This window comes from Pseudarthrobacter phenanthrenivorans Sphe3, from assembly GCF_000189535.1.
Classification (GTDB): Bacteria; Actinomycetota; Actinomycetes; order Actinomycetales; family Micrococcaceae; genus Arthrobacter; species Arthrobacter phenanthrenivorans.
This window is the reverse complement of sequence record NC_015145.1, coordinates 3,219,440-3,237,976: the sequence shown is the minus strand read 5'-3', so window position 1 is coordinate 3,237,976 and position 18,537 is coordinate 3,219,440. Positions and strand designations below refer to the sequence as shown.

At 64.3% G+C, this 18,537-nt stretch carries 17 protein-coding genes; 11 read left to right on the top strand and 6 right to left on the bottom strand.

Going from position 1 to position 18,537, the window contains the following annotated elements; all coding sequences use genetic code 11:
• The first annotated feature begins 2 nt into the window (after positions 1 to 2).
• Entirely contained in the window at positions 3 to 1,532 is a 1,530-nt protein-coding gene (locus tag ASPHE3_RS15070) for a dihydrolipoamide acetyltransferase family protein (RefSeq protein ID WP_013602053.1), read from the top strand.
• A 410-nt stretch (positions 1,533 to 1,942) separates the two neighbouring features.
• Here ASPHE3_RS15070 and ASPHE3_RS15065 read toward each other — a convergent pair whose 3' ends face one another.
• Entirely contained in the window at positions 1,943 to 2,665 is a 723-nt protein-coding gene (locus ASPHE3_RS15065) for a hypothetical protein (RefSeq protein WP_013602052.1), read from the bottom strand.
• Positions 2,666 to 3,160: 495 nt separating this feature from the next.
• Here ASPHE3_RS15065 and ASPHE3_RS15060 point away from each other — a divergent pair, with 495 nt between their 5' ends.
• From ASPHE3_RS15060 to ASPHE3_RS15025, 8 genes are all read left to right on the top strand, one after another.
• Positions 3,161 to 4,438 carry an ABC transporter substrate-binding protein gene (locus ASPHE3_RS15060; RefSeq protein WP_013602051.1) on the top strand — a complete coding sequence of 426 codons (1,278 nt, stop codon included), beginning with the start codon at positions 3,161 to 3,163 and terminating at the stop codon, positions 4,436 to 4,438.
• A gap of 65 nt (positions 4,439 to 4,503) precedes the next feature.
• On the top strand, positions 4,504 to 5,391 hold the full coding sequence (locus ASPHE3_RS15055; RefSeq protein ID WP_013602050.1) for a carbohydrate ABC transporter permease: 888 nt from the start codon (positions 4,504 to 4,506) through the stop codon (positions 5,389 to 5,391).
• Positions 5,391 to 6,341 carry a carbohydrate ABC transporter permease gene (locus ASPHE3_RS15050; RefSeq protein WP_013602049.1) on the top strand — a complete coding sequence of 317 codons (951 nt, stop codon included), beginning with the start codon at positions 5,391 to 5,393 and terminating at the stop codon, positions 6,339 to 6,341. The genes ASPHE3_RS15055 and ASPHE3_RS15050 overlap by 1 nt, the downstream gene beginning before the upstream one ends.
• A 24-nt stretch (positions 6,342 to 6,365) precedes the next feature.
• A complete protein-coding gene (locus ASPHE3_RS15045; protein WP_013602048.1) occupies positions 6,366 to 7,409 on the top strand; it encodes a LacI family DNA-binding transcriptional regulator in 1,044 nt (347 codons plus the stop codon).
• Between the two features lie 39 nt (positions 7,410 to 7,448).
• Complete coding sequence (locus ASPHE3_RS15040; RefSeq protein WP_013602047.1) at positions 7,449 to 9,032, top strand: glycoside hydrolase family 32 protein; 1,584 nt, start codon at positions 7,449 to 7,451, stop codon at positions 9,030 to 9,032.
• A 30-nt stretch (positions 9,033 to 9,062) separates the two neighbouring features.
• Positions 9,063 to 10,013 carry a carbohydrate kinase family protein gene (locus ASPHE3_RS15035; protein ID WP_013602046.1) on the top strand — a complete coding sequence of 317 codons (951 nt, stop codon included), beginning with the start codon at positions 9,063 to 9,065 and terminating at the stop codon, positions 10,011 to 10,013.
• Positions 10,014 to 10,058: 45 nt separating this feature from the next.
• A complete protein-coding gene (locus ASPHE3_RS15030; protein WP_013602045.1) occupies positions 10,059 to 11,399 on the top strand; it encodes a NosD domain-containing protein in 1,341 nt (446 codons plus the stop codon).
• 66 nt (positions 11,400 to 11,465) lie between these two features.
• Entirely contained in the window at positions 11,466 to 12,509 is a 1,044-nt protein-coding gene (locus tag ASPHE3_RS15025; RefSeq protein WP_013602044.1) for a LacI family DNA-binding transcriptional regulator, read from the top strand.
• Between the two features lie 661 nt (positions 12,510 to 13,170).
• Here the strand turns inward: ASPHE3_RS15025 and ASPHE3_RS15020 are convergent.
• From ASPHE3_RS15020 to ASPHE3_RS15005, 4 genes are all read right to left on the bottom strand, one after another.
• On the bottom strand, positions 13,171 to 13,560 hold the full coding sequence (locus ASPHE3_RS15020) for a CBS domain-containing protein (protein WP_013602043.1): 390 nt from the start codon (positions 13,558 to 13,560) through the stop codon (positions 13,171 to 13,173).
• Between the two features lie 30 nt (positions 13,561 to 13,590).
• Entirely contained in the window at positions 13,591 to 13,941 is a 351-nt protein-coding gene (locus tag ASPHE3_RS15015) for a P-II family nitrogen regulator (protein ID WP_013602042.1), read from the bottom strand.
• Positions 13,938 to 15,425 (bottom strand): DUF1538 domain-containing protein, encoded by a 1,488-nt coding sequence (locus tag ASPHE3_RS15010; protein WP_013602041.1) that lies wholly within the window; start codon positions 15,423 to 15,425, stop codon positions 13,938 to 13,940. The genes ASPHE3_RS15015 and ASPHE3_RS15010 overlap by 4 nt, the downstream gene beginning before the upstream one ends.
• Before the next feature lie 141 nt (positions 15,426 to 15,566).
• On the bottom strand, positions 15,567 to 15,839 hold the full coding sequence (locus ASPHE3_RS15005; RefSeq protein ID WP_013602040.1) for a hypothetical protein: 273 nt from the start codon (positions 15,837 to 15,839) through the stop codon (positions 15,567 to 15,569).
• A 169-nt stretch (positions 15,840 to 16,008) separates the two neighbouring features.
• Here ASPHE3_RS15005 and ASPHE3_RS15000 point away from each other — a divergent pair, with 169 nt between their 5' ends.
• Both ASPHE3_RS15000 and ASPHE3_RS14995 read left to right on the top strand, forming a co-directional pair.
• The gene (locus ASPHE3_RS15000; protein ID WP_013602039.1) at positions 16,009 to 17,037 is read left to right on the top strand and encodes a sensor histidine kinase; all 1,029 of its coding nucleotides are present in this window, start codon (positions 16,009 to 16,011) and stop codon (positions 17,035 to 17,037) included.
• A complete protein-coding gene (locus tag ASPHE3_RS14995) occupies positions 17,037 to 17,690 on the top strand; it encodes a response regulator (protein ID WP_013602038.1) in 654 nt (217 codons plus the stop codon). The genes ASPHE3_RS15000 and ASPHE3_RS14995 overlap by 1 nt, the downstream gene beginning before the upstream one ends.
• Before the next feature lie 68 nt (positions 17,691 to 17,758).
• Here the strand turns inward: ASPHE3_RS14995 and ASPHE3_RS14990 are convergent, their stop codons facing one another.
• Positions 17,759 to 18,535 carry a methyltransferase domain-containing protein gene (locus ASPHE3_RS14990; RefSeq protein ID WP_148258115.1) on the bottom strand — a complete coding sequence of 259 codons (777 nt, stop codon included), beginning with the start codon at positions 18,533 to 18,535 and terminating at the stop codon, positions 17,759 to 17,761.
• Positions 18,536 to 18,537 lie beyond the last annotated feature (2 nt).

Below are 18,537 nucleotides of genomic sequence, written 5' to 3'. Positions count from 1 at the left end.
CCATGAGTGAAACACGCGTATTCCTGCTGCCGGACCTGGGCGAAGGCCTCACCGAAGCCGAGCTGGTGTCCTGGCACGTTGCCGTGGGCGACGAGATCACCGTGGACCAGCCCATCGCCGAGGTTGAAACCGCCAAGTCCGCCGTAGAGGTGCCGTCCCCGTACGCCGGCATCGTCGAGGAACTGCACGGGCAGCCGGGCGAGACGCTCGACGTTGGAAAGCCGCTGATCTCGGTGCGGCCGATCTCGGTGGGGGAACCTGCTGTTGCGCCTGCTTCTGCTCCCGAGCCCGCCGAGCCGGAAACCACCCCTGCCGAGAACGAGCTGGGCGAACCCGCTGAGCCTGAGGCAGAACCCGCTGGTGCTCCTGCCGCTGCCCAAAGCTACCGCGAGGAGGAAAAGGCCGGGTCCGGCAACGTCCTGATTGGCTACGGCACTCCGGGCGGTCACGGCGTCGCCCGGCGGACCCGCGCGCGGAAAGTCCCGGCGGCCGGTTCCGTGGACACCCTTCCCCTGGAGGACGGGGCGGCCGACGGCGGTCCTGCACCCGATGCCGATGTGGACCTCTCGCTCCTGCGCACCCGTGTTCCGGGCAAGCTCGGTGCAGTGATCTCCCCGCTGGTGCGGCGGATGGCCCGCGAGCACGGCGTGGACCTCGGTGCGATCCCCGGCTCGGGCGAAAGCGGACTGATCATGCGCCGGGACGTTGAAGCTGCCCTGCGGACAGCCGCCCCGGCAGCCCCTGCTGCGGCCGAGACCGCAGAAGCACCGGAAACCGCGGCACCCCGGGAAGCCCAGCCTGCCGCCGGCACGGACGCCAGGACCGGACTTCCTATCGCCGCCCGCACACCGGTCAGGGGAGTCCGCAAGGCCGTTGCCGCGAACATGGCACGCAGCCGGTCTGAAATTCCCGAGGCCACGGTCTGGGTGGACGTCGACGCCACGGCGCTTCTGGAGCTCCGCGAGGGATTCAAAGTTGGCGGCGCCCAGGTGCCCGGCCTGCTGGCGTTCATCGCGCGTTTTGTCACAGCTGGGCTAAAAAAGTACCCGGAGCTGAACACCAGGATCGAAACCGCGGAGGACGGGTCCCAGGAGATCGTCTCGTTCGACGGGATCAACCTCGGTATCGCAGCCCAGACCGACCGCGGACTGGTGGTCCCGTCCGTCCGGGCGGCGGAGAAGCTGACCGCCCGGGAACTGGACGCGGAGATCCGCCGGCTGACCGACGTCGCACGCCAGGGCAAGGCCACCCCGACTGAACTCGGCAGCGGCACCTTCACCCTGAACAACTACGGTGTGTTCGGCGTGGACGGCTCGGCGGCGATCATCAACCACCCGGAGGTGGCGATCCTCGGCGTGGGCCGGATTATCGACAAGCCCTGGGTGGTCAACGGCGAGCTGGCAGTCCGGAAAGTCACCGAGCTGACGCTAACGTTCGACCACCGGGTCTGCGACGGCGGCACCGCGGCCGGCTTCCTCCGCTTCGTGGCGGACGCCATCGAAAACCCGACCACTCTCCTCGCCGACCTCTAGCCGGTTTTCGAGGCGCAAAGTTGCTGGCGCTGCCCGAATCTGGGTAGCGCCAGCTTTTTGACGTGTCGAAATAACCGCGCCCCTTCCTTTGAACGCTCTCTCACTTGACGTCGGCTTTTCCCAAACCCTCTCTCACTTGATGTGGGTGTTACTGGAACCCTCTCTCACTCAACGTCGGTTTTTCCCACACGCTCTCGCACTCGATGCCGGGGCCCACCGCCGTGGAGAATCACAACCGCGCGGAACGTGACGGCGGACTTCCGCGGTACGGTGATCGACCGGCTACCAGGCCCCGATTCCCAACAGGAATGGAGTGTCTGGCGCACGGTTCCCAACTCGGTGTGGTCACATTTCTGGGGTCAGCTGTCCTTCAGCCGCCGCCCCTCGGGAAGGCCAATTGATGACCGTAGTCAACCGTCGGCTTCGCGTACGGTGATCGCCAGCTTGTCTGGTCCCTTGTCGTCGTAGTTGAGGGCACTGATGGTCACGCTGTACTCGCCGACGATTCCGGATGCCTCGCACTGGGCATGCTCAGAGCTCATATCTGGTGGATTTCGGCTGAGACATAGTCCTTCCACCGGGAAGTCGAACCCGGCCTCGGCCACGAGTGCCTGCAAGGTCTTCGGGGTGAACTGGATGTCGGTTTCCCACCTCCTTGTCGCGACCAGACAGGTGTCGCTGATCGGCCAGCAGTAAAGGCTCTCGCCCACGAAATGCGTGTACGTCTCCTCCCAGTGGTCTTGGACCACGGCAGCCTCAAACTCGTTGGTGATGCCGTTAACGGCATCGTTCTGCCGGCCCAGGTAGCCGTCCTCCAGCCACAGCGAGAGGACAAGTGCGGCAGCCATGCCAACAGCCAAGCCGCCTGCAAACTTGAACGACTTGCGGGACCGAAGATTCTGCTCCGAGTCATCGAGCAGGACATGGCCCAACAGCACGAGCGCGATGAACAACAACGCAGCGGACAGCCAGATGGAAAGCAGAAGCGCCGAGTTGTATAGACCCTCCTGTTGATAGGCCTGCTCCGCGACCCCGTACGCATTAAACAGCACGAACAGCCCGATGATGACAGCGAGCGGCCACGCCAGGATGCGGAGAATTATCGCGACGTAACGGCGCGCCTTGGGCTTCACGCGGGCCCGAGCGCTGTCAGGCCTGCTCCGGTGCCCGCCAGCGCCAGGATCAGCGTGCCGCGGGGTGTGTCTTCACCCGGCTGAAGCCGAAGAGGCATGCCGCCTCCCCGGGGATGCCGTTTGCATACTTCGCGTTGCACCTCACTCAGCCAGCCACTATGTCCTTCCATGTGTTCTGCTTATCACGAGGATGAGGTTTCGCTCGTACGTCTCCGCCCCTATCTTTTTGGGTTGTGAGCCCTGTGGCGGAGGGCGACGTGCCGCCCCGGCAAGAGTCATTTTTCTGCCAAACTTGCCAAAACGATTCTTCAATCCAGGATGAGCTCCACGCTAGGGCCGGCAGACGCGAACCGTCAATAGCAAAAACTCTTCAAAGTGACGCTTGACACGTGCATGAGAGCGGCCCTAACGTAAGTGCCAAGTCGTTTTGGCAAAACGATTTTTCACCCCGATCATTCTCATCCTTTCCGTTCGAGAGAAAGTGAGTCGACAGCGATGTCCACTCGTAAATACATCAGCAGGCTCGCCATCGGCGGCATCTGCACCGCCGTCGCACTGGCCGCCTCCGCCTGCGGCGCAGGGGCCCCTGCCAGCACTTCAGGAACCGCCGGCACCAACACAGTCAACGTTTTGGTGGAAGCCGGCGGCCACGCCGAGCTGACCGGCGTTGCCGAACAGTGCAAGAAGGACGCCGGCGTCGACGTGAACTTCGTGGAACTGCCCTACGACGGCATGTTCAACCGGCTCTCCAGCGAATTTTCCTCCGGCAACGTCTCCTTCGACGTGGCGGCCCTGGACTCCGTTTGGCTCCCCAGCTTCAAGGACGCGCTCCAGCCCATTGACGAGATCTTCACGGACGAGGCCAAAAAGGACATCTTCCCGGCCCTGGTCAAGGAAGCAAACGTGGACGGCCACTTCATCGGCCTGCCCGCGTGGACCAACGCCGAGATCATCCTCTACCGCAAGGACCTGTTCGAGGACGCCAAGAACAAGGCGGACTTCCAGGCCAAGTACGGTTACGAACTGGCGGCACCCACAACCTGGAAGCAGTACCAGGACATCTCCGAATTCTTCACCAAGGACGGCATGTACGGCACGGACGTCAAGGGCGGGGTGGAAACCGAATGGCTGGCCCACGTCCTGCAGGCCGGCTCGCCCATGGTCCTGGACGGCGACAAGGTTGTCATCGACAACGCGGCCCACAAGGAAGCGCTGGACTTCTACGTCAGCCTCACCAAGTCCGCACCGTCGGGCGCCGCACAGGTGGACTGGGCCGCCGCGCAAAACCTCTTCAACCAGGGCCAGACCGCCATGACCCGCTTCTGGGCCCACGCCTACCGGCAGATCCCCAAGGACTCCCCGGTGGCGGGGAAGGTGGGAACCGCCCCCATGATCGCGGGCTCGGCCGGCATCGGCGGCGTCCCCGGCCCCTGGTACCTCACGGTTCCCAAGGCCACCAAGAACACCGAGGCCGCCAAGAAGTTCGTCCAGTGCGCCTACGACCACAACAGCCTGGGCGTCGAATCCAGCCTTGGCCTGGCCTCCCGCATCTCCGCCTTCGAGAAGTACCAGGACAAGGAAGGCTACGAGAGCTTCGGGCCGCTGATCGAAACCCTCAACGGCGAGGCCACCGCCACCCGCCCGGCCACCGAGAAGTGGCAGCAGATCGTGGACACCGTCCTGGTACCCATGCTGCAGAAGGCCGTGGCCGGCGGTGACTCCGCAACGCTGCTCGCAGACGCCAAGAAGCAGATCGAGGACCTCCTCAAGTAAGACCCCCGCGGCCGGCACCTGACAACCGGTGCCGGCCGCGGCCCCAACCAGCGGAAGAGAAAACCGTGCGCATCTCCGATCGCCGCTTCGCATTGTTCCTGATGACACCAGCGGCGCTGTTCCTGGCAGTATTCGTGGCCTTCCCGCTGTTCCGCCTGGTGGCGGACAGCTTCTTCAAAATCTCCCCGATCGCCGGCGGCCCCCGCGACTTTGTGGGCCTGGACAACTACTTCAGGGCCTTCGCCTCCGAGGCCTTCACCGGCGCCGGCTGGCGGACCCTGGCCTACACCCTGGTGGTGGTCACGCTCGAGTTCGCCCTTGGCCTTGGCATGGCCCTGCTGTTCACCATGCTGGGCCGCAGCTCCCAGATCTGGCGGACCGTGTTCATGTACCCGCTGATGATCGCCCCCATCGTGGCTGGCCTGCTGTGGAAGTTCCTGATGATCGACAACTTCGGCCTCATCGGGACCCTCCTGCACCAGGCGGGCATCCTCTCCAACCCCAACCAGATCGGCTGGCTCTCGGACCCGAACATCGTGCTCTATTCCGTTGCCATCCCGGACATCTGGCTGACCACCTCCTTCATGTGCCTGGTGCTCTTCGCCGGGCTGCAGAACATCCCGGGGGACCTCATCGAGGCCGCGCGGCTTGACGGTGCGAGGGCCCCGGCCATGCTGTTCCGGATCATCCTCCCGCTGCTCCGGCCCGTGATCGCCGTGGCCCTGGTAGTGCGCGGCATCGATGCCGCCCGGGCCTTTGACACCATCCTGATCCAAACCAATGGCGGCCCGCAGTCCGCCTCGGAAACCATGAGCCTGCTGATCTACCGCACCATGATCCGCTTCGGCGATCCCGGCCTGGCAAGCGCCATGGGCACCATCTACCTGCTGGCCATGCTCGCCGTCGCGTTCTTCGCGGTGGCCACCATCTGGCGGCCAGGAAAGGACACCTGATGCGCGTCGCAGAAAAGACAACGTACGACGGCGGGACCCCGCCCAAGGCGGTCGCGGCACCTTCCGCACCTTCCGCCGTCGTCCGTCCCCGCCGGCGCCGCGGCGTCAACCGGGAAGGCCTGGAAGCAGGCCGGCGCGGCACCCGGACCCTGCTGTGGATCCTGCTCGCCGCGGCCATGGTGCTGTACGGATTCCCGTTCCTGTACCTGCTGTTGACGTCCTTCAAGACGCCGATCGACACCATCGCGGTGCCGCCCACCATCCTTCCCCGGGAATGGACGCTGGAAAACTACACCAACGCGCTGGGCCGGAACGGGGTCCTGGCCTCCTTCATCAACAGCATCCAGACGGCCATCATCAGCACCGTGCTGTCCCTGGTCCTGGCGGTACCCGCCGCTTACGGCATCACCCGGTACAAAACCCTCAGCGGCAGGATCTTCATCATGGCCGCCCTGGTGACCCGCATGGTGCCCCCGGTGGCGATCGGCATTCCGCTGGCCTCGATGATGGGCGCAGTCGGCCTGTCCGATACACCCATCGCCCTGTCCATCGCGCACACCACCATCTCGCTGCCGCTCTCCATCTGGCTGATGGCCAGCTTCTTCGAAGCGGTGCCGAAAGACCTGGAGGAAGCTGCCACCGTGGACGGCTGCAGCCGGCTCGGAGCCCTGTGGCGGGTGGTGATCCCGGTGGTTTCCGGCGGCATCGCCGTCACCGCGATCTTCGCCTTCCTGGCCTCCTGGAACGAGTTCCTGTTCGCGCTCCTGATGACGGCCATCCGCTCCCAAACAACGCCCGTGGTGATCGCCAACTTCCAGACGCAGTTCGGCCTGGACTGGGGATCGATGACCGCGCTGGCCGCCGTGTACTCCATCCCGGTCATCCTCCTTACCCTGCTCCTGCAGCGCAAGATCGTGGCCGGCATGACCCTCGGCGCCGTCAAGGGCTGACCCACCACCAACGGAACGAAGAAGATGAGCAACAGGAACATCGGCATCAAGGACGTGGCTGTGGCCGCCGGCGTCTCGGTAACAACTGTGTCCCACGTCCTGAACCAGGTTGCCTACGCCCGGGTCAGCCCCGAAACCAGGGACAAGGTCCGGTCCGCTGCCGAGGAGCTGGGTTATGGCCCCAACCGCTTGGCCCAGGCCCTGCGCACGCAGCGGACCGGGATGCTGGGGCTGGTGAGCGAGGATATCGCCACCACGCCGCACGCAGGCCGGATCATCCTCGGCGCGGACGAGGCCGCAAAAGCCCGGGGCTACAACCTCATGATCATCAACACTTCAGGTTCGGCCAGCCTCGACTCCCGGCAGGCCGACGTCGAGGCCCTCCTGGAACGCCGCGTGGACGGCATCCTCTACGCCACCATGTACCACCGCAACGTGGAACTGCCGGCCAACCTAGCCAGCCTGCCCTCCGTCCTGGTGGACTCGGTGGCCACCGGGGGAAAGATCACAGCCGTGATCCCGGATGAGGAAGGCGGTGCGCGGGCGGCCGTGGGCGCACTCCTCGAAGCGGGCCATACCCGGGTGGGCTTCCTCAACAACACTGATGACGTCCCCGCAACCCGCCAGCGGCTTCAGGCCTTCCGGGCGGCGCTGACGGAAGCAGGGCTCGACGGCGATGCGGCACCTGTGGAGTCCGAGGTCTCCGAGGTGGACGGCGGCTACGCGGCGGCCAGGCGAATCCTGTCACGCCCCGACCGGCCCACCGGCCTGTTCTGCTACAACGACCGGATGGCCATGGGAGCGTACCGTGCCGCGGCCGAGCTGGGGCTCAGCATCCCTGGCGACCTCTCAGTAGTGGGCTTCGATGACCAGGAACTGATTGCGGCCAACCTCTACCCGGGCCTCACCACCGTGGCCCTGCCCCACTACGAAATGGGTGTTTGGGCCACCGACCACCTGATAGATGCCGTGGAGGGGAAGACCGATCTTGCCCTCATGGCACTCCACCCGACCATCCTGGGCTGCCCCCTGGTAAGCCGCGATTCCATCGCGGCTCCCCGGCGCTAGGCCGCCAGTCCCTTCGACTTCCCAAAAGGAACGCCATACATGTCCAGCTGCCTTGACGCCGCAATCCCGGAAACCACCCCGCTTGTGACCTCCCGGTTCCGGCCTGCCATCCATTTCACGGCAAGGGATACCTGGCTTAACGATCCCAACGGCCTGGTGTACTACGGCGGCCTGTACCACCTCTTCTTCCAGAACAACCCGTACGGCAGCGTCTGGGGGAACATGTCCTGGGGCCACGCCACCTCCCGCGACCTGCTGCACTGGACGGAACACCCTGTTGCCATTGCCTGCGACGAGGAAGAGGACATTTTCTCCGGGAGCGTGGTGGTGGACCACGGCAACACCACCGGTTTGGGTACCCCGGACGCACCTGCACTGGTAGCCATCTACACCAGCGCCTACAAGGCCGCGTCCGAACACAACGGGACGCAGGCCCAGTCCCTGGCCTACAGCACGGACGGAGGAATGACGTGGCGGAAGTACCGCGGAAACCCCGTCCTTACCAGGAACTCCGCGCACTTCCGTGATCCCAAAGTCTTCCGCTACGACGGGGAGCAGGGCGTTTGCTGGGTCATGGTCGCCGTGGAAGCACAGCATCAAAAAGTGGTCATCTACCGTTCCGATGACCTCAAATCCTGGGAGTTCCTCAGCGAGTTTGGCCCGGCCAACGCTGACGCCGGCGAGTGGGAGTGCCCGGACCTCTTTCCCCTGGCGGTGGACGGGGACCAGGAGGACATCAAATGGGTGCTGATCGTCAACGTTAACCCCGGGGCGGTGGCCGGCGGCTCCGGCGGCCAATACTTCGTGGGGAATTTCGACGGCGTCCGCTTCGTTCCGGACGGCTGCTCCCTCCCGGTGCCGGGAGGCATCAGCGCCCTGGGCGACTCTGCTGCAGCCGCTGCGGCGTTGCAGCAATGCCTGTGGCTGGACTGGGGACGCGACTGCTATGCCTCGGTGTCCTTCAGCAACGTCCCGGACGGCCGGTGCATCATCATGGGCTGGATGAACAACTGGGACTACGCCAACCAGCTGCCCACCGCCCCCTGGCGGTCCTCGATGACCCTGGCCCGCGAACTGCGCCTCACCACGGTCAACGGCTCCTCCCGCCTGGTCCAGCAACCGGTCCTTCCCCCTGTCCGCGCGGAAGAAGCTGTTCCCGCGGTGAACGGGCACATGCACTCAGGCGCCTTTGACCTGCGGGATTCAGTGTTCCGGCTGCCTGATGCGGTACCCGGCAGCGCCCAGGTCATCGAGGCGGAGATCCTGCCCGGAAGCGCCGAATCTGTGTCCTTCCACCTGTTCGGGAATGACGACGGCAGCGCCGGCACCCTGCTGACCTACAACGCCGCCGCCAACCAGCTCGTCCTGGACCGCCGGCTGTCAGGAAACACGGGTTTCCACGAGAAGTTTCCCTCCGCGGAGGCAGCCCCGCTGGTCCTGGAGGACGGCGCACTCAAGCTGCAGATCGTCGTCGACCACTGCTCGGTGGAGGTGTTCGCGCAGGGCGGCAAGGTGGTCCTGACCGACCTTGTTTTCCCTGACCGGGGACAGACGGAGAACCGCCTGACGGTCACAGGCGGGCAGGCAACCGTCCGGACGCTCACCGTCACGGCACTCAACTAAGCATTCTCCGGATCCAGAGGAAGGCCCACCATGCCAGCAGTCCAGCAAACCGACCAGGACCACACAGCGCGCTTTGACGTGGTTGTTGTCGGTGAAGCCCTCGTGGACATCGTCGTCTCGCCGCGGGGCACCGTGGAGCACCCGGGCGGGTCACCCGCCAACGTTGCCTACGGGCTCGGGCGGCTGGGTCTGGACACCGGACTGTTGACCTCGATCGGCAACGACCACTATGCCGCCCTCATCGAGGACCACCTGCGGAGCGCCGGTGTGACTCTTCTCCCTGGTTCCTGCCACCAGGGCGGAACCGCCACGGCAACCGCGGTCCTGGCGTCCGACGGTTCAGCACAGTACGACTTCGACGTCCGGTGGGACCTCCCGCGGATCGCTCCGGCGACCCTGCCCAAAATCCTGCACACCGGCTCGATAGCTACGTTCCTGGCACCGGGAGCGGCAGTTGTGAGGGAGCTTTTGGAGCAGTCACACCAGCGGTGCGTGGTCACCTACGATCCCAACATCCGCCCTTCACTGCTCGGCAGTCACCTCGAGGCGAAAACCGTCTTCGAGGAACTGGTGCCGTTCACCGACGTGGTGAAACTCAGCGACGAGGACGCCGGGTGGCTCTATCCACGTCTGTCCCTGGAAGACACCGCACGGCGTATCCTCGGACTCGGGCCGCGGCTGGTCGCCGTCACCAGGGGAGCGGAGGGATCTCTGCTCGCAACCCGGGACGCGCGCGTGGACGTCCCCTCCGTCCCGTCAGTCGTGGCGGACACCATCGGCGCAGGCGACTCGTACATGTCCGCGCTGATCTACGGGCTCCTCATGCGTGGAGCAGAAGGGCTGGCACCATCAGTGCTCGAATCGCTGGGACGGATGGCAGCCAAGGCAGCGGCCATCACAGTACGCCGCCCGGGCGCCCACCCGCCAACATCAGAGGAACTGCAGGCTGACCTGCCGGAACACCAGCCGGTGGCCCTGTAAATCCTGATACCAGGCTGAAGAACCACAACATCAAGGGAAGAAAGCATGCCAAGCAACAACTACTACGACGTGACGGCATGGCCCGTCGGCAACCCGTTCAAGGACGTCGGCGAAGTCATCAACAGCATCATCGCCGACATCAAGGAGCGGCAGTCCGCCACCGACGTAAACGACGGCGGCAAGCCTGGTGCAGTGATCTACCTTCCGCCGGGGGACTACCACCTCCGCACCCAGGTGGTGATCGACATCAGCTTCCTCCGGATCCAGGGATCGGGGCACGGCTTCACGTCATCAAGCATCCGCTTCAACGTTCCCGAAGACGAATGGCCGGACCTGCATGAGCTGTGGCCCGGGGGGAGCCGCGTCATCGTTGACCTTCCCGCCGGCGGGGGCGGATCGGACTCCACAGGGGCCGCCTTCTACGTGGAGCGGAGCGGGAGCCCGCGGATCAGCTCCGTGGAATTCTCCAACTTCTGCATCGACGGGCTGCATTTCACCCCGGACGGCTCCGGAATGCCCGCGGAGAACACCTACGTCAACGGCAAAACCGGCATCTACGTCGCCAGCGCCAATGACTCCTTCCGCGTGAACGGCATGGGGTTCATCTACCTCGAGAACGCCCTCACCATCCACAACGCGGACGCACTGTCCATCCACGACAACTTCGTCGCCGAATGCGGAAGCTGCATCGAGCTGCGCGGGTGGGGACAGGCATCAAAAATCACGGACAACCTGATTGGGGCAGGCTTCAAGGGACATTCGATTTACGCCGAAAACCATGGCGGCCTCCTGATCACCGCAAACAACATTTTCCCCCGCGGTGCCAGCAGCATCCATTTCAACGGCGTCACACGATCAAGCATCACCAACAACCGCTTGCATTCCTTCTACCCAGGGATGGTGGTTCTGGAGGGCAACAGTTCGGAAAACCTGGTGGCCACGAACCACTTCCTGCGTGACCATGAGCCCTGGACGCCGTTCCTGGGCGTTGACAATGGCCTGGACGACCTGCACGGGCTTCTCCGCATCAGCGGCAACAACAACTCTGTTATCGGCAACCATTTTTCCGAGGTCATCGATTCACAGAGCATCCGTCCGGCGGGCGCGGCGCCTGTCATCATCCGGGTGACGGCGGGTACCGGCAACTTCGTCTCCAACAACAACGTGGTGGCGATGGACGTCGACTCCAAGGCAAGCGACTCCTGCTTCGAGTCCCAGGTGGACGCCCTGCTGGCCACCGCAGCTACGGAGGGCCTGGCCGTTACTACCGTGATGGTCGATCCAGGTTCAGCCCGGAATACGATTCTTGATTCGGGAAGTGATGCCCAGATTGTGGCAGACAGGGCAGTAAACGCCTTCAGGCCCACACCCACGGTAGGTTTCTAAAAGGCAGGCGAACTTGTGGCACGGTACGCGAACTGCCGTCACCGACCATAAGGACGTGGGAGACAGATGAGCAACAAGAACATCGGCATCAAGGATGTGGCCCGGGCGGCCGGGGTGTCCGTGACCACTGTCTCCCACGTCCTCAATGACGTCAGTTACGCCCGGGTCAGTCCCGAAACCAAGGAGAAGGTCAGGGCGGTTGCCGAAGAGCTCGGCTACGGACCCAACCGGCTGGCCCAGGCCTTGCGGACACAGCGCACGGGCATGCTGGGGCTGCTGAGCGAGGACATTGCCACCACGCCGCACGCCGGCCGGATCATCCTGGGCGCGGACGAGGCTGCCAAGCGGCGCGGCTACAACCTCATGATCCTCAACACGTCCGCTTCCGCCAGCCTGGAGTCCCGGACGGCCGACGTCGAGGCCCTGCTCGAGCGCAGGGTGGACGGCGTCCTCTACGCCACCATGTACCACCGCAACGTGGAGCTGCCCGCCAATTTGGACAGCGTTCCGTCAGTCCTGGTGGACTCCGTGTCCACCAGCGGAAATGTCTGCGCGGTGATTCCGGACGAGGAGGGCGGCGCCCGGACTGCCGTGGCTGCCCTGCTGGATGCCGGCCACAGCCGGATCGGTTTCCTGAACAACACCGATGACGTCCCGGCAACCCGACTTCGCCTTCAGGGCTTCCGGAAGACACTGGACGAGGCAGGGCTCGACGGCGGAAGTGCGCCGGTGGAGTCTGCGCCGTCCGAGGTGCACGGCGGCTATGAGGCGGCCCTCCGGATGCTTGGCCGCAGCGACCGGCCCACGGCCCTGTTCTGCTACAACGACCGGATGGCCATGGGCGCCTACCGAGCGGCCGCTGAACTGGGGCTGGCCATCCCGAAGGAGCTTTCCATCGTGGGCTTCGATGACCAGCAACTCATCGCCGCTAATCTCCACCCGGGCCTGACCACCGTGGCCCTTCCGCACTACGAGATGGGTGCCTGGGCAACAGAGCAGCTCATCGACGCCATCGAGGGCAAAAACGAGCTTTCCCGCCTAGCGCTCAGCCCGACCATCCTTGACTGCCCGCTGGTAGTCCGCGATTCCATCGCAGCCCCCGGAGCCTAACCCCCACCCCGACGCTCTCTCACTTAACGTCGGCCTTTTTCACACCCTCTCTCACTTAACGTCGGTTTTTCCCAAACCCTCTATCAGTAGGACCGTGTCAGGCGGCCAGCCGCTGCGCCAGGGAACCGGGCCAGGTAGCGCAGCACCGGGAAGGCCAGGAGGGACAGGAAGAATCCCCTCGCCTTCACGATTCCGAGGCGTGGATGGAAGTCTGTTTCCGGGAAAGTGATGGACTACTTCCGGTCGATCGGCTCCGCGCACTTTGGGCGGAATCCCGGAGCTTGCCTAGTGGTGCCCCCGAGGTGATGACTCACGGTGATCTTATTCCCGGCAATCTCCGATCACTCGATCTTGTCGCCGCATGGCACATGCTCGACGAAAAGCACGCTCGGGAAGACCACCTTGGCGCGCATCCTCAGTGACCCAGTAGTCTCGGCGCTTATCTCCGATAGCCCCGGTGTCCGTTAGCCGATCGTCTTACGGCGAGTGAATTCCTGCGTGCTTGCTTAGGGCAGGGCCCAGGTCGCTCCGTTAGACCAAAAGCTTTTGCTTTTCAAGACAGCAATCATGAGGATTTTCCTGTTTAAGAACTCGAACAGGAAAGGCTCGTTCAGTCCGGACAAAGATGATCCGTGTCGATGTCCTGGTCAGTGCAGTCGGGTCAGGTTAGTTCTTCCATGAGCCGGGCGAGGATGTCATTCATGGCGAGCAGGCCGACGAGCTGATTGCCTTCGACCACGATGAGCCGGCTAAGGTGATAGCGGCTCATCAGGGCCGCTGCCTGACGGACGGACAGGTCCTCGTTGACGGTGATTGCGGGAATCGTGGCTGCGTCGTAGACGTTCAGGAGGTCCACATCTCCGTCCTGGGCAACGACAGTGTCCAGGAGTTCTCTGTAGCTCAGCATGCCGTAGGCGTCATGGGCGTGCTGGCGCTCCACCACCAGGCTCTTCACCTGGCGCTCCTTCATCATCGACAGCGCCTCCCGCAGGGTGCTGTAAGGGGAGATCGTGACGACCTCGGGGACCATGACATCTTTGACGGTCAGCATCTTTTTCCTCCTTGTTAGGTCCGGACAGGTTCAGGCGCCCTCGCGGCGTAGGTGCTCCTCGAACCTGACCACCTGGCGCATGTCGATCCCGGTCAGGTGCTCAATTGGGATCGCGAAGGCCAGGCCCCGGGATTCGGCCCCTCTGACCAGTATTTGGTGCAGTTCCTTCAGAATGGGGGCAGTCAGGTGGGTGCCGACGACCATCAACAGGACTGATTGCGTGCCTTCGAAGGTGAGCCCGAAAAATGTCTTCCTGGCTTCGCCTCCGATGCCCTTGCCCGGCAGGATGGTCACACCCGTGGCCCCGGCCCGCTGCGCATGTTCAATGACCCTCTCTTCAAGCTCATCGGGGGCGATCACGATGACTGCTGTGAATTTCATGCCGGTTTGCTCCTTAGAACGGGGACTCTCTCCATCACCATGGCGTACACCATGACGGCGATGACAGGGAAGATGGAGGCGTAGGCGATCAAACCAAACCCGTCGATCAGTACGTCCCTGCCCTCCACGGCGGCAGCAAGGCCGATTCCGAGTGCGGTTACTATCGGCACGGTCACCTCCGACGTTGTCACACCGCCCAGGTCGAAGGCCAGCGCAATGATGTATTTCGGGGCGAAGAACATCAGCACGATCGCGATGGCGTAGGCGGCCATGATGAAGTAGTGGAACGGGCCACCCACCAATATCCGGTAGGCACCGAAGCCGATCCCCAGGCCCACCCCAACGGCGACAATGACCCGGACGGCGAACGCGTTGATCTTGCCCGGTGACGCGTCCTGCGCCTGTTCCCCGATGGCCACCAAGGCAGGTTCGGCCATGGTGACCGCGAAACCGATCAGCAGCGCGAAGAGCAGTATCAGGGCAGGGGCTCCCTGCTCGATCAGCTGCTCCGCCATCAGGGTGCCGAGCGGGAACAGCCCGAGCTTGAGTCCGACCACGAAGGCATACAGTCCCACCAGGACCATGATGAAGCCGGTCACGACCCGCAGGGGATGGGGCAGCCTGCGCCCGAGAGCGACCCATTGAAAGAACAAGACGACGGCCACGATAGGAAGGACTTCCCGGATCATTGACGCGAGTCCAAGAATCATGCCAACCACCCAGTCCGTTGCACCCTCCCCGCCGTCAGTCACCGGCGGCGCCGGCGGCCCGGCGGAGCCGAAGGTGTAGACCCAGATACCGTAGAGCTGTACCCCGATCATGGGCACCATTACGCACAGCGCGACCAGCCCAAAGCCGTCCGTGAGCAGGCTGCGTCCCCTGATGGAATTGGCTAGCCCGAGACCGATCGCCGTGATCAGCGGGACACTGACGATGTTGGTGGTGACGCCGCCCGAATCGTAGGCAAGGCCAACGATCTCCGGCGGGGCGATATAGGTCAGCCCCAGCGCTATCGCGTAGCCTGCGATCAACAACTTGTATACGGCCCAGCCCCGAAGAACACGCAAGATGCCCAAGATCAGGACCAGACCCACCGACACCGCGATGACGAAACGCAGCACCAGTGCGTTGATCCGGCCAGCGCTGACCAACTGGGCCTGCTCCGCGACAGCGATCACCGCCGGCTCCGCGACGGAGGCAGCGAAGCCAATCGCAAATCCAAAGGGCAGCAACAGCCCCAGTGCCCCGCTCCGAACAAACTGATTCGCCAGGTTCTTACCGACCGGAAAGATACTCAGATCCAGGCCGTACAGGAACAGGGCAATGCCTGCAGCCACGATCAGAAGACCCGCCACCAGCTCCAGGGGGCCATCGGGCATGGAACGGAATACCAGCAGCTGGAACACCAGAACGACGACCACGATCGGTAGAAGGTTCTTGAGCGCCTTGAGGAATTCGCCGGCGAATCGACTGAGGTGCTCCATCGGGTCCTTTCCTGAAAAGATCCTGCGGGTACCTCGCCTATCAGCTCGCCGCTCCAGTCCAGGCGCCGCTATCAACTACGGCTCCAGCGGGAATCGACGACATGCGAATGACGGGGAAGGATGGCCCCGGGTCCACGATCGTCATTTCCCGCTCCCTGCCAGCCGGGCGACCCGGCGTTCAAGTTCAGCGATCCGATCGGTGAGCGGCTGGCTGTGCAGGAGTTCGGCGACCTGATCGGCCTCGTCTTCCTCGAGCACGATTCTTGCCACGACCCGGTCGGGCTCGGCCGAGTCGTAAACAAAGATTTCACGCCTGCCCGGACGGTCCGCAAGAATGCGGAATTGCTGGCCACCGCGGGTCTGGCAGTCGTGCAGCGAGCCAGCGCCGGGCACGGTGGAGTGGGTGGTCTCCATGGGCCCCTCCGTTCCCTAGGTTCTTTAGGGTGGATCCAGTCTCCCCCCGTGATAAGTGAGGTGCCATTGGGTCTGACACCCATTTCGGAATGACATGGGTGTGTGATTCCGCGGCCCGTGGGTGCGGGCCCTCATGGACAAAGGACGCAGGCCGCGTAAGGCTAGTCGGATGCGGACTCCGCTCGAAACCAGGGCCGCCGGCGCGACAGTCGGCCTGCCCCCGAAGGGACCGGCGCAGTTGCTGTTCTGGCGACTGTTCATCATCAACGGGTTGCTCTTTGCGGTTGGCACTCTCGTGTTGGCCCTGTCCCCGGCGACGGTGTCATCACCCGTCCTGCTGACCGAGGTGCCGGTCCTGATCATCGGACTGGCTCTCATCCTCGGCGCGAATGCCGCCCTGGTGCGGGCAAGTCTCGCACCGCTTGACGCACTGACGACTGTGATGCGCCGGGTGGGCCTGCTACGGCGCGGCGGCGACCGGGCAACCACTGAAGCCGGTAACGGCGACCTCGGGCACTTCATCCGCACCTTCAACGACATGCTGGATCGGCTCGAAGCGGAAACCAGCGCGAGCAGCGCCCTCGCCCTGGCCGCGCAAGAGGGGGAACGCCAGCGGATCTCGCGTGAACTGCACGACCAGATCGGCCAAAGCCTGACCGTTGCGCTCCTCAGCCTCAAGCGAGTTGTCGACCGGTCTCCCGACGATTTGCGCGAAGAGAGCCTCATCGCCCAGGAAGCGGTCCGCGCAAGCCTCGAGGAGGTCCGCCAGGTCGCGCAACGTCTCCGCCCCGGCGCCCTCGCGGACCTCGGACTGCGCAGCGCCCTGACTTCGCTGGGCACCGAGTTCTCCCGCTCGAGCGGGATCCCGGTGAACTGGGAGATCGATGACGAGCTTCCCGAGCTCAGCGGGGACGTCGAGCTGGTGCTCTACCGCATTGCACAGGAGGCACTCACCAATGTCGCCCGTCATGCACACGCGACACAAGTCGATTTCGCGCTCACGTCATCCACGACCGGGCTGACCCTTCGAATTCGCGACAACGGGCAAGGCGGCGACCTCCCAGAGGGGGCAGGCATCCGCGGAATGCGCGAACGGGCACTGCTCATCGGCGCCGAGCTCACAGTCTCCTCCCGCCCGAGCGGGGGAACCGACGTCCGCCTCGTCGTTCCCGGCACCCGGCGGGAGGATGTAAATTGATGGGCGCACCCACGCGTATCCTTCTCGCCGACGACCACGCCCTGGTCCGCCGCGGACTTCGCATGATCCTCGACGCGGAACCCGACCTCACCGTCGTCGCCGAGGCCGCAGACGGCACAGAAGCCGTCGCCGCCGCGACAGCCGGCGGAGTTGACCTCGCTATTCTCGACATCGCCATGCCACAGATGACCGGCATCCAGGCGGCACGACAAATATCCCGGAGCGCACCCGACGTGCGGATCCTCATCCTGTCGATGTACGACAACGAGCAATACTTCTTTGAATCGCTACGTGCCGGGGCCTCAGGCTATGTCCTCAAGTCCGTAGCCGACCGCGACCTGATCGAAGCGTGCCGGGCATCGATGCGCGGAGAATCGTTCCTCTACCCCGGCGCGGTCACCGCACTCATCCGCGACTACCTCGAACGCGACCGCCGCGGCGACCGGATGCCGAACAGCATCCTCACGCCCCGAGAGGAACAGATCACGAAACTCATCGCAGAAGGAAACTCCACCAAAGAAATCGCCGACGCCCTCAAGATCAGCATAAAAACCGTCGACCGCCACCGGGCTAACGTCCTGCAAAAACTCGGGCTCCGCGACCGGCTGGACCTCACGAGATTTGCGATCCGCACCGGGCTCATCGAGCCATAAGATCGCCCGACCAAAACCCAGAAACGACGGCGGCCGCGTGCCGCCGTCGTACGCGCGTTGCCAGGAAGCTATGCCGGCAGGTGGGCCAGGAACGAGAGGGACATGACCCCGTATGTTGTGGTGGCCGCTCGGGCCCTGCCGGAGAGGAATCCATAAGTGTTGCGCTCCTGCCGGTCCAGGATGAAACCTGCGTCAGCCATGGCGCCGCGGTACGAATCCGCCTGGGCGGCTCCGCCGATACAGGCCGCCCAGAGGTCGGCATCGCAGACAATCTGCGGGGTCAGCGGCCGCTCGGTGACGATATCGGCCAGTGCAAGGCGTCCGCCGGGACGCAGCACGCGCGCCGCCTCGCGGAATACAGCCGGCTTGTCGGCGGACAGGTTGATGACGCCGTTCGAGATGACGCAGTCGAAAGTGTGGTCCGGGAACGGGAGGTCCTCGATGTAGCCGCGGGTGAAAGAGGCCTGGGATATCCCCGCTTCCTGCCGGAGGCGCTCCGCCTTCTCCAACTGCTCTTCCGTCATGTCCACGCCCACCACTTTTCCGCCTGTGCCCACAGTTGCGGCTGCGGCAAACACGTCCGTCCCGGAGCCCGAGCCCAGGTCCAGCACTGCCTGACCCGGTGAGAGGGCCGCAAGTCCGAAGAAGTATCCGACGCCGGCAAAGGACTCGAGCGCCCCGGCAGGCACGCGCGCCAGCAGTTCGTCCGGGTACCCCAGCTCCCGGGCAAGTTCGCGTCCCATCCTGAAGTGGTACCTGCCCTCCGGGTGCGTGGCCACTGCCCGGTAGACGTCTTTGACCTTGGCCTCAAGCTCGGCACGCTCCACGGTCCCGGTGGTATCCATCA

Excerpts from the sequence above, each read along its gene's own strand:
- ASPHE3_RS15070 (WP_013602053.1), top strand. The coding sequence starts at position 3 with ATGAGTGAAACACGCGTATTCCTGCTGCCGGACCTGGGCGAAGGCCTC.
- ASPHE3_RS15060 (WP_013602051.1), top strand. The coding sequence starts at position 3,161 with ATGTCCACTCGTAAATACATCAGCAGGCTCGCCATCGGCGGCATCTGC.
- ASPHE3_RS15050 (WP_013602049.1), top strand. The coding sequence starts at position 5,391 with ATGCGCGTCGCAGAAAAGACAACGTACGACGGCGGGACCCCGCCCAAG.
- ASPHE3_RS15045 (WP_013602048.1), top strand. The coding sequence starts at position 6,366 with ATGAGCAACAGGAACATCGGCATCAAGGACGTGGCTGTGGCCGCCGGC.
- ASPHE3_RS15040 (WP_013602047.1), top strand. The coding sequence starts at position 7,449 with ATGTCCAGCTGCCTTGACGCCGCAATCCCGGAAACCACCCCGCTTGTG.
- ASPHE3_RS15035 (WP_013602046.1), top strand. The coding sequence starts at position 9,063 with ATGCCAGCAGTCCAGCAAACCGACCAGGACCACACAGCGCGCTTTGAC.
- ASPHE3_RS15030 (WP_013602045.1), top strand. The coding sequence starts at position 10,059 with ATGCCAAGCAACAACTACTACGACGTGACGGCATGGCCCGTCGGCAAC.
- ASPHE3_RS15025 (WP_013602044.1), top strand. The coding sequence starts at position 11,466 with ATGAGCAACAAGAACATCGGCATCAAGGATGTGGCCCGGGCGGCCGGG.
- ASPHE3_RS15020 (WP_013602043.1), bottom strand. The coding sequence starts at position 13,560 with ATGCTGACCGTCAAAGATGTCATGGTCCCCGAGGTCGTCACGATCTCC.
- ASPHE3_RS15015 (WP_013602042.1), bottom strand. The coding sequence starts at position 13,941 with ATGAAATTCACAGCAGTCATCGTGATCGCCCCCGATGAGCTTGAAGAG.
- ASPHE3_RS15010 (WP_013602041.1), bottom strand. The coding sequence starts at position 15,425 with ATGGAGCACCTCAGTCGATTCGCCGGCGAATTCCTCAAGGCGCTCAAG.
- ASPHE3_RS15005 (WP_013602040.1), bottom strand. The coding sequence starts at position 15,839 with ATGGAGACCACCCACTCCACCGTGCCCGGCGCTGGCTCGCTGCACGAC.
- ASPHE3_RS15000 (WP_013602039.1), top strand. The coding sequence starts at position 16,009 with ATGCGGACTCCGCTCGAAACCAGGGCCGCCGGCGCGACAGTCGGCCTG.
- ASPHE3_RS14995 (WP_013602038.1), top strand. The coding sequence starts at position 17,037 with ATGGGCGCACCCACGCGTATCCTTCTCGCCGACGACCACGCCCTGGTC.
- ASPHE3_RS14990 (WP_148258115.1), bottom strand. The coding sequence starts at position 18,535 with ATGGATACCACCGGGACCGTGGAGCGTGCCGAGCTTGAGGCCAAGGTC.